The sequence below is a fragment of the Onishia niordana genome (assembly GCF_004798965.1).
Taxonomy (GTDB): domain Bacteria; phylum Pseudomonadota; class Gammaproteobacteria; order Pseudomonadales; family Halomonadaceae; genus Onishia; species Onishia niordana.
This window is the reverse complement of the sequence record NZ_SDSD01000003.1, coordinates 146642-159881: the sequence shown is the minus strand read 5'-3', so window position 1 is coordinate 159881 and position 13240 is coordinate 146642. Positions and strand designations below refer to the sequence as shown.

The 13240-nt window shown below is 65.1% G+C and carries 12 protein-coding genes; 10 read left to right on the top strand and 2 right to left on the bottom strand.

Features of this window, described 5'->3' with window-relative positions:
• The first annotated feature begins 3 nt into the window (after positions 1-3).
• The 7 genes from rsxB (at position 4) to ETC27_RS07365 (ending at position 6429) form a co-directional block, all read left to right on the top strand.
• Complete coding sequence (gene rsxB / locus ETC27_RS07395) at positions 4-627, top strand: electron transport complex subunit RsxB (RefSeq protein WP_136254365.1); 624 nt, start codon at positions 4-6, stop codon at positions 625-627.
• Positions 620-2428, top strand: coding sequence for an electron transport complex subunit RsxC (rsxC, locus tag ETC27_RS07390; RefSeq protein WP_136254364.1), 1809 nt, complete (start codon positions 620-622; stop codon positions 2426-2428). Before rsxB ends, rsxC begins: the two co-directional genes overlap by 8 nt.
• A complete protein-coding gene (locus ETC27_RS07385; protein WP_136254363.1) occupies positions 2425-3507 on the top strand; it encodes an RnfABCDGE type electron transport complex subunit D in 1083 nt (360 codons plus the stop codon). Before rsxC ends, ETC27_RS07385 begins: the two co-directional genes overlap by 4 nt.
• Complete coding sequence (gene rsxG / locus ETC27_RS07380) at positions 3504-4208, top strand: electron transport complex subunit RsxG (protein ID WP_240724846.1); 705 nt, start codon at positions 3504-3506, stop codon at positions 4206-4208. The genes ETC27_RS07385 and rsxG overlap by 4 nt, the downstream gene beginning before the upstream one ends.
• Positions 4205-4909 carry an electron transport complex subunit E gene (locus ETC27_RS07375; protein ID WP_136254362.1) on the top strand — a complete coding sequence of 235 codons (705 nt, stop codon included), beginning with the start codon at positions 4205-4207 and terminating at the stop codon, positions 4907-4909. The genes rsxG and ETC27_RS07375 overlap by 4 nt, the downstream gene beginning before the upstream one ends.
• A gap of 76 nt (positions 4910-4985) precedes the next feature.
• Entirely contained in the window at positions 4986-5624 is a 639-nt protein-coding gene (gene nth / locus ETC27_RS07370; protein ID WP_136254361.1) for an endonuclease III, read from the top strand.
• 52 nt (positions 5625-5676) lie between these two features.
• Entirely contained in the window at positions 5677-6429 is a 753-nt protein-coding gene (locus tag ETC27_RS07365; protein WP_136254360.1) for a YdcF family protein, read from the top strand.
• A 193-nt stretch (positions 6430-6622) separates the two neighbouring features.
• Here the strand turns inward: ETC27_RS07365 and ETC27_RS07360 are convergent, their stop codons facing one another.
• On the bottom strand, positions 6623-7348 hold the full coding sequence (locus ETC27_RS07360) for a GntR family transcriptional regulator (protein WP_136254359.1): 726 nt from the start codon (positions 7346-7348) through the stop codon (positions 6623-6625).
• A gap of 145 nt (positions 7349-7493) precedes the next feature.
• Positions 7494-8135, bottom strand: a complete 642-nt coding sequence (locus ETC27_RS07355) for a TetR/AcrR family transcriptional regulator (protein WP_136254640.1) — start codon at positions 8133-8135, stop codon at positions 7494-7496.
• Between the two features lie 285 nt (positions 8136-8420).
• Here ETC27_RS07355 and xdhA point away from each other — a divergent pair, with 285 nt between their 5' ends.
• Genes xdhA through xdhC form a run of 3 tightly spaced genes read left to right on the top strand, consistent with a single transcriptional unit; the run spans position 8421 to position 13228 of the window.
• A complete protein-coding gene (xdhA, locus tag ETC27_RS07350; RefSeq protein ID WP_136254358.1) occupies positions 8421-9938 on the top strand; it encodes a xanthine dehydrogenase small subunit in 1518 nt (505 codons plus the stop codon).
• Positions 9922-12348, top strand: coding sequence for a xanthine dehydrogenase molybdopterin binding subunit (gene xdhB, locus ETC27_RS07345; RefSeq protein WP_136254357.1), 2427 nt, complete (start codon positions 9922-9924; stop codon positions 12346-12348). The genes xdhA and xdhB overlap by 17 nt, the downstream gene beginning before the upstream one ends.
• Complete coding sequence (xdhC, locus tag ETC27_RS07340; protein ID WP_136254356.1) at positions 12335-13228, top strand: xanthine dehydrogenase accessory protein XdhC; 894 nt, start codon at positions 12335-12337, stop codon at positions 13226-13228. The genes xdhB and xdhC overlap by 14 nt, the downstream gene beginning before the upstream one ends.
• Positions 13229-13240 lie beyond the last annotated feature (12 nt).

Sequence of the window (13240 nt, the reverse complement as noted above, 5' to 3'; positions counted from 1 at the left end):
CATATGATCGAGTGGATCAACGACCACGGCATGCTTGCCGCCATCTTCGCCCTCGCCGGGCTGTCGGTGGCCTTCGGCGCGCTGCTCGGGTATGCCGGCGAGCGATTTCGGGTTGAAGGTGACCCACTGGTCGAGCGCATCGATGCCCTGTTGCCGCAGACCCAGTGCGGCCAGTGTGGCTACCCCGGCTGCAAGCCCTACGCCGAGGCCATCAGTGGAGGCGATGCCATCAACAAGTGCCCGCCCGGCGGCGATGCCACTATCGCCGCCCTGGCGGACCTGCTTGGCCGTGAGGCGTCGCCGCTGGACGGCGAGGCGCAGGATGCACCCCGCGTCGCTTACATCCGCGAGGACGAATGTATCGGCTGCACCAAGTGCATTCAGGCTTGCCCGGTCGATGCGATTCTCGGTGCCGCCAAGCACATGCACACCGTGATCGCCGACGAATGCACCGGCTGTGACCTGTGCCTCGACCCATGCCCCGTCGACTGTATCGACATGATTGCCCGCGATGACGCCATCGACGCCTGGCAACCGCCCCTTCCCGCCGGCCCGGGCCATCGCCCCGCAGCGCAGCTGATTGTAAGCGACCGGGCGCATACGCCTCGGGAGGCCACACATGGCTAAGGCGTTCGATTTCCCTGGCGGCATTCATCCTCCGGCCCGCAAGACCCGTTCCACCCGCCACCCGATTGCGACGGCCGCGCTGCCGAAGCGGGTGGTGCTGCCGCTTGGCCAACACATCGGCCAGCCTGCCGAGCCCTGCGTGGCAGTCGGCGACCGGGTGGCCACCGGTACGCTGATCGCTCGAGCCCAAGGCCTGATTAGCGCCGATGTCCATGCCAGTATCAGCGGTGAGATCATCGCCATCGAATCACGCCGCGTGCCGCATCCCGGCGGCCTCAGTGAGACTTGCATCGTCATCGAAGGTGATGGCATACGCGACGACTGGGAACGGCTACCCGCCCTTGACTGGCGCCATACCGATGACGCCACCCTGCATGCTCGCCTTACGGCGTCAGGGGTCGTGGGTCTCGGCGGTGCGGGGTTCCCCACCCAGGTCAAGGCCCGGGTGCGCGAGCGCCACGCCATCGACACGCTGGTAATCAACGCCGCCGAGTGCGAGCCCTACATCAGCGCCGATGACATGACCCTGCGCGAGCATGCTGCAGATGTTCTGGAGGGTGCCCGCCTGATGGCGCACTTAAGCGGCGCCGAGCGGATCATCATCGGCATCGAGGACGACAAACCCGACGCTGCCGCCGCGCTGAAAGCGGCCATCAAGGCCGGCAACAGGGATTCTCTTGAGATCACCCTAAAGGCCTTCCCCGCCCGCTACCCAAGCGGTGGCGAGAAGCAGCTGATCAAACGTCTGCTCAATCGCGAGGTACCCAGCCGAGGACTGCCGGCAGACGTTGGCGTGCTCTGTCACAACCCCGGCACCCTGCGCGCCGCTCTCCAGGCGGTGCGCGACGGCCGCCCGATGGTCTCGCGCATCGTCACCCTGACGGGGGAAGCCCTCGCCCGCCCGGGTAACGTCGAGGCTCGCCTGGGGACGCCCATGACGGAATTACTCGACGCCGCCGGCCTTGACGAGGCAAGCCTCGCCCGACTGGTGATGGGTGGCCCGATGATGGGCATGGAACTCGCCCATCTCGACCTGCCGCTGGTCAAGTCGAGCAACTGCCTGATCGCCGCCAGCACCATTGAGCTACCAGCACCGCCGGTGGAACAACCCTGTATCCGCTGCGGCGCCTGTGAGGAGGCCTGTCCCGCCAGCCTGTTACCGCAGCAGCTCTACTGGTTCGCCAAGTCTCAAGAGCATGACAAGGCCGAATTGTTCAATCTCTTCGACTGCATCGAATGTGGTGCCTGCAGCTTCGTCTGCCCGAGCCACATTCCGCTGGTCGATTATTACCGTGCCGCCAAGAGCGATATTCGCGCCCGCGCCTTTGAGGCGCAAAAGGCCGAGCATGCCAAACATCGTTTCGAGTTCCGCCAGGCTCGCCTGGCGCGCGAGGCCGCCGAAAAAGACGCACGGCGACAGGCGCGCACTCAGGCCAGCCGGCGACCTAAAGCGGAATCCGCCAAGGCGGCGAGCAAGGAACCGCCCACGACCTCCCAGACCTCATCGGCGGCTTCTTCACCAAGCGCCAACGACGCTGACCTCAAGTCGCTACGCATTGCCCATGCAGCGGCCAAGGCTGCCGTGCGCAAGGCCGAGAAGGTACTGACCCGGGTTAGCCAGTCCGGCGGCGGCCAGGGACAAGCTCAGAACGCCGACGAGATTCAGGATCTCGAGGTTCAACTTGCCACCGCCCGCGAAAACCTCGCCGCCATCGAAGCGAGAATGGCCGCCGCCAAAGAGGCAGCCGCAGAAGCCACCTCTGATTCCTCAATGGACACTGACCGGGAGCGCGCTGAATGAGCCTGATGCACCAGAGCCAGGTAAGCCCTCAGCCTGCGGACACTGGCCGCGTCATGAGCTGGTTGCTGCTGGCCACTCTACCCGGCATCACCGTCCTGACCTGGCACTTCGGCCTCGGCGTACTGACCAACGTCCTGCTTGCCGCCGGCCTGGGTATGGGCCTCGAGGCGCTGGTGCTGCGCCTGCGCCGCCGACGGGTGCGTCCGGTTGTTGCCGACAACAGCGCCCTGGTCAGCGGCGTCTTGCTCGGCGCCTCACTGCCGCCGGGAACCAGCCTGTGGCTGATTCTGGTCGGCATGGTGGCCGCCATCGTCGTCGCCAAGCAGCTCTATGGCGGCCTGGGCCAGAATCCCTTCAACCCAGCAATGGTCGGCTATGCATTGCTGCTGATCAGCTTCCCGGCGGCCATGACCCAGTGGAGCGCGCCGCATGGGATCGTCGGCCCCGACGGGCTTTCATTTGGCGACCTCTTGGTCCGCATCATTGGCTTCAACAGCGAACTCGACGGAAGCCTCGGCCCCGATGCCTGGAGCGGTGCCACGCCACTGGATGCCTTCAAGCACAAGCCAGAGGCCATGCTCGCAAGCGAGTTCTGGGCAACCACCCCCTTGCCCGAGGGCACTCAGACAGCCTGGCGCAATGTTGCCCTGGCCTGGCTTGCCGGGGGGACGCTGCTTCTCTACAAGCGCCTGATCGGCTGGCAGATCCCCGTATCCATGCTCGCCGCCATGGGCCTACTGGCAACGCTCTTGTATGCCGCCGACCCAAGCCACCATGGTTCGCCGGCCTTTCATTGGCTGAACGGAGCCGCGGTGTTTGGCGCCTTCTTCATCGCCACCGACCCGGTCAGCGCCGCGACCAGCCGCAAGGGCAAACTCTACTATGGGGCGGGCATCGGCTTACTGGTGGTGCTGATCCGCGATGTCGGCGCCTACCCGGATGCCGTGGCCTTCGCCGTGCTATTAATGAACTTCGCCGTGCCCTTCATCGATTACTATACCCAGCCGCGTACCCAGGGACACGCACGGCCCAACCGAGGCATCAAGGTAGTACAACTCGATGACGAGGAGGCCTCATGAGCGCCCCCTCGGATCAGTCGACAAGCGCGCCAATGCGCCGCGCCGTCCTGCGCGGTGCGGTTGGCCTAGGCCTCTTCGCCATGCTGACGGCCGGCATCGTCGCCGGTACCCGAGCATTGACCGCCGAGCGTATCGAGACCAATCGTCTGGCGAGTCAGCACCGTCAACTGCTCGAGGTGCTGCCGGCGCCCCTTTCCGACCTCGGGGTCGAACGCCTGCTCGACAGTGAAATCACCCTGCCGGCAAGCACGGCCCTTGGCCAGGACGCGCCCTTCACCGCCTGGCGGGCACAGCGAGACACCGCGGTCGCCGTGGTGCTGCCGGTGATCGCTCCAGACGGCTACAGCGGGGACATCGAGCTGCTGGTCGGCGTCACAAAAGTCGGTACTATCAGTGGCGTGCGCGTGACCCACCATCAAGAAACGCCGGGGCTCGGCGACGCCATCGAGGCGCGCAAGAGCGACTGGATTAAGGACTTCTCAGGGCACTCGTTGAGCGACCCGGGCCCCGCCGGCTGGGCGGTGGGCAAGGATGGCGGCGAGTTCGACGCCTTTACGGGTGCCACCATCACGCCCCGCGCCGTGGTTGCTGCCGTGAAACGCACCCTTGGCTATGTGCGCGATCATCAGGCGCGCCTCTTCGGCGAAGCAGCCGTCGATCGCCCCAGTGAAGCCACACACCCGGAGGGAGAGGCGCCATGAGCCAATTCAACGAGCTCGCCCGCAACGGCCTGTGGGCCAACAACCCGGCGCTGGTGCAGCTGCTGGGCTTGTGTCCACTGCTTGCCGTGAGCGGCAGCGTGGTCAATGCCCTGGGCCTGGGTCTCGCGACGCTGCTGGTGCTGGTCGGTTCCAATGTTGCGGTGTCGCTGATCCGTCACCATGTGCCCGATACGGTGCGCCTGCCCGCCTTCGTGATGATCATCGCCGCCTTCGTCACCTGCGCCGACCTGCTGATGCAGGCCTACACCTATGAGCTGCATCAGATTCTGGGCATCTTCATCCCGCTGATCGTCACCAACTGCGCGATCCTCGGCCGGGCCGACGGTTTCGCCGCCAAGAACCCGGTACTGCCGGCGGCCACCGACGGCCTGATGATGGGGCTCGGCTTCGCCGCAGTACTGGTGGTGCTGGGGGCCGTCCGCGAGCTCTTCGGTCAGGGCACGCTTTTCACCGGCATGGACCTGCTGCTTGGCCCCATCGCCGCAGGCTGGGGCATCACCGTCTTTCCCGACTACGACTTCCTGTTCCTGGTACTGCCGCCCGGCGCCTTCTTCGCCACGGGGCTGCTGATCGCCCTGAAGAACCTGATCGATGATCGTCAGGCGCGTCGCCGCGCCGCGACCCGGACAGACGCGCCCGCCGAGAGCCGGCGCGTCAGGGTCACCGGCACCATCCGCTGAGCACTCGCCCGACATCACAACGACAGACGCCGCGGCGACGGCCACCGAACCGCCAAGACACCACAACGGATACACCATGAACGCCCAGAAACGCCACGAGATCTTCACGCGCCTGCGCGAGCACATGCCCGCGCCCACCACCGAGCTCAACTGGGCGTCACCCTTCGAACTGCTCGCCGCGGTGTTGCTATCCGCTCAGGCCACCGACGTGGGCGTCAACAAGGCCACCGCACGCCTCTTCCCGGTGGCCAACACCCCCGAGGCGATCCTGGCACTGGGCCTCGACGGCCTGAAGGAGCACATCAAGACCATCGGCCTTTACAACACCAAGGCCGAGAACCTGATGAAGACTTGCCAAATACTGGTGGAGCGCCATAACGGCGAGGTACCCAACACGCGCAAGGCCCTGGAAGCACTGCCTGGGGTGGGTCGAAAGACCGCTAATGTGATTCTCAATACCGCTTTCGGTCAGCCAACCATCGCCGTCGATACCCATATCTTTCGGGTCTCGAATCGCACTGGCATCGCCCCCGGCAAGGACGTGCTCGAGGTCGAGAAGAAACTGATGCGCCATGTGCCGCGAGAATTCCGCCAGGACGCTCATCACTGGCTGATCCTGCACGGCCGCTATACCTGTGTGGCCCGCAAGCCACGCTGCGGCAGCTGCGTGATCGAGGATCTATGCGAGTTTGCCGATAAAGTGGATCTCGACTGAACCGTCCTGCCCTCGGCGGCGCCGGCACCCCCCAACGACACAGGAGGCGCCCATGAGCTGGCTCAAGTACCTGCTGCTCCCCCCCACCATCAATGTGGTCCTGGGCGTGTTGGGGTTACTGCTATGGCGCCGCATGCCCTGGCTGGGAGCCATCATGCTGGTGGTTGGCGTGGGAGGCCTCTTGTGGCTCGCCACCCCGACCGCCAGCCACTGGCTACGCAGCGGCCTGGAGCCCTACCCGACGCTGACAACAGACAAGCTCGAGACCGCAAAGGCCATCGTCGTGCTGGGCGGTGGGCGTGATTATCAAAGCCCGGAGTTTGGCTGGGGAGATGCGCCCAATAACACCACTTGGCGCCGCCTGGGCTATGCCGCCCACCTGCACCGCCAAAGTGGGCTGCCGCTGCTGGTCACCGGTGGCCGGGTGCATGGCGAAGCGAAAGCCGAAGCCACCTTGATGGCCCTGGCCCTTAGGGAGAGCTTTGGCCTGACGGCCAGGTGGCAGGAAACGCAGAGCCGCAATACCGCAGAAAATGCGCGCTACAGCGCGGCAATACTGGAATCCGAGGGCATCACGCGAGTGGCCCTGGTATCCCAGGCCTGGCATCTGCCACGGGCAGTGCCGGCCTTCGAGCGCGCCGGGCTCAGCGTCGTGCCCGCTCCTACCGAGTTCGCCAGTCCGCCACCGGCCGGCTGGCGGGCCTGGTTGCCCCGGGCGTATCACCTGCGCCACAGCACGCAGGCCCTGCATGAGTGGCTGGGTCGCAGCGTCTATGCACTGCGAGCGCGGCTCTTTCACGACTGAGAACACCGCCCCAGAAGCCATGCTCACCACGTCCTTCGCTCCGACTCCCACCACGGCGAGTCCGGTTGGTAGCCCTGGAGACCAGCTCTTAGGCATAGCTACTGGGCATAGCTACTAGGCATAGTTTCTAGGAATAGCGCCGAAGAATCGCTCCAGGGAATAGCTCTGTGCCAAGACGCGCCAGATCGATGATCTAGGCGTTGCCAGCGAACAAGGCGCCGAGGTCGATGGCTCCCACCGGGGCATGAAGATCCAACAGTGCCTCCAGCGCGTTCAGGTGCGCGTCAATTCTGCCTCGAGCAGCGTCAGGCGCTCCCGCGACCAACGTCTCAAGCAATCCCTGGTGATCGCCTTCCAGATAGCAGGACTCCAGATCCGCCGGTTTGTAGAGGGCGATCACGATGGAGGTGCGCAGGATCAGGTCGCTGAGCATGGCGCCGAGAATGCGATTGGGAGAATGCTCTGCCAGGCAGTGGTGAAAAGCCAGCGACTCCTCGATGCGCTGCTCTTCGTCACCCCGCACAAAAGCGGTTCGCTCGGCCTCGACCCGGGACGCGAGCCGCTCCTGAACGGTCACCGACAAGGTCCCGGTCAACAATGCCACCACCTCGCCCTCGACCAGGCGGCGTGCCGCGAAGATCTCACGGGTCTCGTCGACGTCGGGTGATGCCACCCGCGCTACCTGATTGGGCCGCTGAACGGCCACATGATTGGCGACCAGGCGGGTCAGCGCCTTGCGTACCACCGAGCGACTGACACCGAAGGCCTCGCCCAATGCCACCTCGGGCAGTCTTGTGCCTGGGGGCAGGCGCTGCATCAGCACCGCCCGGCGGACCTGTTCGACGATCTGCTCGTCACTGACGCGACCATCCGCCGGCGTACGGCTGCCATGCCGCTCATGCTGCCAACTGCCGTTCATGTTCACCGCTCGGCTGGGGCGCGCCACTGGAAAGGGGCGCCACTTGTGAAAGAACACCGCGGAGCGGCCAGGGCGGCCGCCGCGAAGGTTCACCATTGTAAACCGGCGCGGTATCTCGGGTCAGCTGCACACGTCGCGGACCAACTCAGTGGCGGATGCCGCAGCCCTTGAGGATCAAGCGACAAAGAAAATCGCTAATGTCCTGGTGGTCCTGATCACTGAGCGCATTACGCCCCGTGATCCCCAGTACCTGAGGCTCGAAATCGGCATAGTGCTGGGTCGCCGACCAGATCAGGAAGATCAGCCAGACAGGATCCACCGCATCCATCAATCCCCGCTCGGCCCACTGCTCGAAGACCCGAGCCCGCGCCTGCACCCAGTCGCGCAGCTCGCCACGCAGATACTCCTGCAGAAACGGCGCACCGCCGAGCACCTCGGCGGCAAACAGTCGTGAGCCTTGGGGATGAGCGCGGGTCAGGGCCATCTTGCTGCGGATGAAGGCCTCCAGGACCTCGGCCGGATCATCATCGACACTGATATCGTCCAGCATGGCGTTCCAGCGCGTCATCATGCGCTCGAGCAGCACCACATAAAGCCGACGCTTGCTGCCCACGTAATACAGCACGCTGGACTTGGGCAGGCCCGCTGCCTCAGCAATGGCCTGAACACTCCCCCCACGGTAGCCGTATCGAGCGAAGACTCCTTCGGCAGCTTCGAGAATCGCTTGCTCTTTGCGTTGACGCCTCGCTGTGGCCTCGCCGTCACCCTGGCCCTGCGGCTCCCGCATGGTCGTGGGGGCGGTGTCGACACTATCGGTTCGTGCAAGAGAATCCGCTGCTGTCAGCGAATGGTCAACATCGGAAGTCACCGTCATCGCAGATCTCGCGTAGGGTCAAGGAAATACCGAATGGTGCCCGTCTCAGCCAGGCCTCGGGGGCGCTTGCGCCAGCCGCTATGACGATACAATGCCGCCGGCGACGCTTGCACTGCGGTAGGCTTTGCGCCAATCTTTACAAAGCTGACCAATCGGTCAAGGCATGCCACATGCTTACAATAACAATCAGGGACCGCGATGATCGACTTCTATTTCAACGGCGAGCCCCAATCCCTCGCCGGCCTTCCCGCGGATATCAGCGTTCTTACGTTGCTGAGGACACGCCTTGAGGCGACTGGCACCAAGGAAGGCTGCGCTTCCGGCGACTGTGGCGCCTGCACCGTGGCCATCGGCGAGCCCGATGCACAAGGTATATTGCGCTATCACAATGCCAATGCCTGCATCCTGCCGGCCCATCAGCTCAAGGGCTGTCATCTGGTCACCGTCGAAGGCCTCTCCCGAGGCAATGCCCTGCATCCGGCCCAGGCCGCCATGGTCGATTGCCATGCCAGCCAATGCGGCTTCTGCACCCCGGGCATCGTGATGTCATTGTTTACGCTCTATGAAGCCGAGCAGGCGCAACCTTCGCTAACGCCGTTGTCACAATCACAACTGGAGGCCGCGCTGGGCGGCAACCTGTGTCGCTGCACCGGCTATCGCCCGATCCGTGACGCCGCCCAAGGCATGCTTAGCTACCCTGCCAAAGAACCATCTCCCGCCTGGACAGAAGACGAAAGCCTGGCCGCTCGGGTGGCGGCCAGTGCTCAGGCTAGCCAAGAGGCCGCGGACGCACCGTCGCCGTACACTGCCTTAAGCGAGGGCTATCATCGCCCGACCAGCCTTTCGGCCCTGGCCACCCTGCGAAAGCGCCACCCAGAGGCGCGACTTGTCGCCGGCGCCACCGATTTATGGTTGGAGCGTACCCAGCAGCTCAAGGCGCTCCCGGCATTGATCGACCTGCGTGGCATCAGCGAGCTCCAGGTGCTGGATGCCGGCGATGACGGCCTACACATCGGCGCCGCCGTCACTTATGCCCGTCTCGAACCATCTCTGGACAGCCACTTTCCAGCCTTCGCTCGGCTGCTGCACCGCTTCGCCTCCTCGCAGATCCGCCATCGGGCGACCCTTGGCGGCAATGTCGCCAACGCCTCGCCGATTGGCGACGGCCCGCCGGTGCTGCTGGCCCTGGGCGCCACCCTGACGCTATCGGGGTCTGGCGGCGAAAGATCACTTGAGGCAGACGACTTCTTTCTGGATTACCGTCAGACCGCCATGGCACCACAAGAGGTACTGCGCGAGATTCGCCTCCCCTGGCTGCCTGCAGGACGCCAGCTCAAGGTATGGAAGCTCTCCAAGCGCCGGGAGGACGATATCTCGGCGGTACTCGGCGCCTTCTGCTGGCAACTGGAGGATGGCCTGATTACCGACATCCGCCTGGCCTTTGGCGGCATGGCGGCGATTCCCGCCCGTGCTCGCAAGGCCGAGGCCGCCCTCGAGGGTCAACCACCGACAGAAGCCGCCTTCGCTGCCGCCAAGCAGGCGCTCGCTGAGGATTTCCAGCCGATGAGCGATGTGCGGGGGTCAAGCGACTATCGCCGAATCGCCGCCGCCAATCTTCTCGAACGCCTGCGGCTGACGATTACCGCTCCTTCACCCACCGCAGACGCCCCCTCTGCGCCCGCTGCCCAGGTGACTCTCGATGCGTACGCTAACTAGGCTGTCTTCGACCTCCGCTACCACACTCGCTAAGCCTGGCGGCTCCACTACTCTTGAGGCCAAGGCAGCCCAACAGCACGAGAGCGCCATCAAGCACGCAACCGGCCGTGCCGCCTACATCGACGACCTGCCGGCGCCGGCCAATGCGCTGCATATTGCCCTTGGCCTCTCGCCGGTAGCTCATGGACGCCTGACACGCCTCGACCTCGACCCGGTTCGTGCCATGCCAGGCGTGGTCGATGTGATCACCGTCAACGACGTGCCCGGGCACACCGACATCGGGCCGGTTTTTCCGGGTGACCCGATCTTTGTCGATGAAACGATCAGCTACGCTGGCCAGTGCCTATTCGCGGTGGCGGCCGATAGCCACGACGCCGCCCGGCGTGCCGCCAAGGCCGCGATCATCGAGATTGACGAGCTTGCGGCAAGCCTCGACCCGGTGGCGGCCGCCGAGCAGGGTGACGTGGTGCGGCCCACACATGTCCAGACATACGGCGACTGGCAGCGGACTCTCGATAGTGGCCTGAATGTCATCGAGGGCGAGCAATTTATCGGCGGCCAGGAGCACTTCTATCTGGAAGGCCAGGCCTGCCTGGTACTCCCTAGCGAGGACGAGGGGGTGGTGGTGCATACCTCCAACCAGCACCCCAGCGAGACACAGAAGCTCGTCGCCGAGGTGCTGGGCATTCCCTTCCATGCGGTGACCGTTGAGGTGCGCCGGATGGGCGGTGGATTCGGCGGCAAGGAGACCCAGGCATCCCCCTGGGTCTGCATTGCGGCGCTGATTGCTCGACGCACTCAGCGTCCGGCACGCCTGCGGCTTTCTCGCGGCGATGACATGCGCATCACCGGTAAGCGCCACCCCTTTCACAACCGCTATCGACTGGCGATGGATGATGACGGCGTACTGCAGGGCGGCGACATGACCCTGATCGGCGACTGCGGTTTCTCGCCGGATCTGTCTGAGGCGATCGTAGACCGGGCGATGTTCCATGCCGACAACGCCTATTCCCTGGGCGCGGCGCGGGTCACCGGCCATCGCGCGCGCACCCATACTGCCTCGAATACCGCCTTCCGCGGTTTCGGCGGCCCCCAGGGCATGATGCTCATTGAGCAGGCGATGGATGATATCGCTCACCAACTGAACGAAGACCCGCTGACCATTCGTAAGCGCAACCTCTACCGGCCGGGACGCGCCACGACACACTACGGCCAGGACGTCGAGCAGCTCGACCTCCTCCACGAGCTGATGGGCCAGCTCGAAGCCAGCAGCGACTACTGGGCACGCCGCGACGAGATTCGCGCCTTCAACGCAACGAGCCCGATCATTCGCCGCGGCCTGGCACTGACGCCGGTGAAGTTCGGCATTTCCTTCACCGCCAAGCACCTCAATCAGGCCGGCGCTCTGCTGCACGTCTATACCGACGGCAGTGTGATGATCAATCACGGCGGCACCGAGATGGGTCAGGGCCTGCACACCAAGGTCTGCCAGGTGGTGGCGCGCGAGCTGGGGCTCGCGCTCTCGGCCGTGCGCATCAGCGCCACCCGCACCGACAAGGTGCCCAACACCTCCCCCACCGCGGCCTCCAGTGGCGCCGACCTCAACGGCCAGGCGGCTCGCGATGCGGCAAGCACGCTGCGCGAGCGACTCTTCGCCTTCGCCCTCGAAACCCTGTGGCCGGACGCCGGCCTCGGACACGACGACCTGCGCCTGGAGAATGGCATGCTGGTGGCGGGCGATGGGGAGTTCACGATGCCCTGGGGCGAGCTGGTTCAGGCGGCCTACGTCGAACGCGTCTCGCTGTCGGCCAAGGGCTTCTATTCAACACCGCTGATTTACTATGATCGCGAGGCCGCCAAGGGGCGCCCCTTTTACTACTTCGCCTATGGCGCGGCGGTCAGTGAAGTCGCCGTCGACACCCTGACCGGCGAGTACCAGGTGACCCGGGTCGATATCCTGCACGACGTCGGCGACTCGCTGAACCCGGCCATCGACATCGGCCAGATCGAGGGCGGCTTCATTCAGGGCATGGGCTGGCTGACCAGCGAGGAGCTCAAGTGGAACGAGGCCGGACAGCTGATCAGCGATGGCCCCGCCACCTACAAGATCCCGGCTTTCGGCGACCTGCCGGCAACCTTCAATGTCGCCCTGCTCGAGGGACACCCCAACTCCCAGGCGAGCATCTATCGCTCCAAGGCCGTCGGCGAGCCTCCCTTCATGCTGGCGATCTCGGTCTGGTCGGCGCTGCGCGATGCGATCGCGAGTCTTGACCCCACTGGCGACTGTCCCCGACTGGATACCCCCGCCACGCCCGAGCGCGTGCTGATGGCCATCGAGGCCCTGCGCCGTCAGACCGATGATCACACCGCAAGCACACCACGAGAGGACGATCAGCATGCCAACGCCTGATGACCGCTCGGTGCCAGCTCCTGAGTCGTCATGGCACGCTGCCCTGCATCGTTTGCAGGAGAACGCCGAGCCCCACGTGCTGGCCACCCTCGTCGGCGCGGCCGGCTCGACGCCACGAGAGCCCGGCACCAAGATGGTGATCACGTCGAAGGCCATTTTCGATACCCTGGGGGGTGGCACCTTCGAGTACCAGGTGATCGCCGCCGCTCGGGAAGCCCTGGCACGCGGCGACAAGGCACCTGCGCTCGAGGCCTTCCCGCTTGGCGGTCGCTCAGGGCAGTGTTGCGGCGGTTACCTGCATGTATTGATTGAGCCTTTCAGCGGTGCCGAGCGTCATATCGCCCTGTTCGGCGCCGGCCACGTCGGCCAGGCACTGGTGGGACTGATGGCACCGCTGCCTTGGCACCTCGACTGGTTCGATAGCCGCCAGGACGCCTTCCCGGCCTGGGCCGCCGACGCATCGGCATCACCTCGGTTGCGACTCCATCAGACAGACGGTGAGCCGGCCACGGCGGCCGCTGTGGCCGGGCTACCCGCGGGCGCCGATGCCCTGGTGATGACCCATGATCATGGCGAGGACCTGGCACTGATCGATGCCCTGCTGGGGCGCAACGACCTGGCTTCGATCGGCTTGATCGGTTCATCAAGCAAGTGGGCGAGCTTCAAACGCCGTCTCGCCGAGGCCGGTCATGAACCAAACGCTATCGAAAGCGTGCGCTGCCCTATCGGGATTGACGGCGCCAACGGCAAGCGCCCCTATGAGATCGCGCTCGCCGTGGTGGCCGAACTGATGACACTCGGCCCCGATCTATCCGCCGAGACTGACCGCCGTGGCATTGCGCCCGAGGCGCTGCGCGATGTCTTTGGCAAGGACCACTAGCCAAGGCCCTGA

What these genes read in the sequence shown, in the direction of transcription:
- rsxB (WP_136254365.1), top strand. Translation starts at nt 4, where the DNA reads ATGATCGAGTGGATCAACGACCACGGCATGCTTGCCGCCATCTTCGCC.
- rsxC (WP_136254364.1), top strand. Translation starts at nt 620, where the DNA reads ATGGCTAAGGCGTTCGATTTCCCTGGCGGCATTCATCCTCCGGCCCGC.
- ETC27_RS07385 (WP_136254363.1), top strand. Translation starts at nt 2,425, where the DNA reads ATGAGCCTGATGCACCAGAGCCAGGTAAGCCCTCAGCCTGCGGACACT.
- rsxG (WP_240724846.1), top strand. Translation starts at nt 3,504, where the DNA reads ATGAGCGCCCCCTCGGATCAGTCGACAAGCGCGCCAATGCGCCGCGCC.
- ETC27_RS07375 (WP_136254362.1), top strand. Translation starts at nt 4,205, where the DNA reads ATGAGCCAATTCAACGAGCTCGCCCGCAACGGCCTGTGGGCCAACAAC.
- nth (WP_136254361.1), top strand. Translation starts at nt 4,986, where the DNA reads ATGAACGCCCAGAAACGCCACGAGATCTTCACGCGCCTGCGCGAGCAC.
- ETC27_RS07365 (WP_136254360.1), top strand. Translation starts at nt 5,677, where the DNA reads ATGAGCTGGCTCAAGTACCTGCTGCTCCCCCCCACCATCAATGTGGTC.
- ETC27_RS07360 (WP_136254359.1), bottom strand. Translation starts at nt 7,348, where the DNA reads ATGAACGGCAGTTGGCAGCATGAGCGGCATGGCAGCCGTACGCCGGCG.
- ETC27_RS07355 (WP_136254640.1), bottom strand. Translation starts at nt 8,135, where the DNA reads ATGCGGGAGCCGCAGGGCCAGGGTGACGGCGAGGCCACAGCGAGGCGT.
- xdhA (WP_136254358.1), top strand. Translation starts at nt 8,421, where the DNA reads ATGATCGACTTCTATTTCAACGGCGAGCCCCAATCCCTCGCCGGCCTT.
- xdhB (WP_136254357.1), top strand. Translation starts at nt 9,922, where the DNA reads ATGCGTACGCTAACTAGGCTGTCTTCGACCTCCGCTACCACACTCGCT.
- xdhC (WP_136254356.1), top strand. Translation starts at nt 12,335, where the DNA reads ATGCCAACGCCTGATGACCGCTCGGTGCCAGCTCCTGAGTCGTCATGG.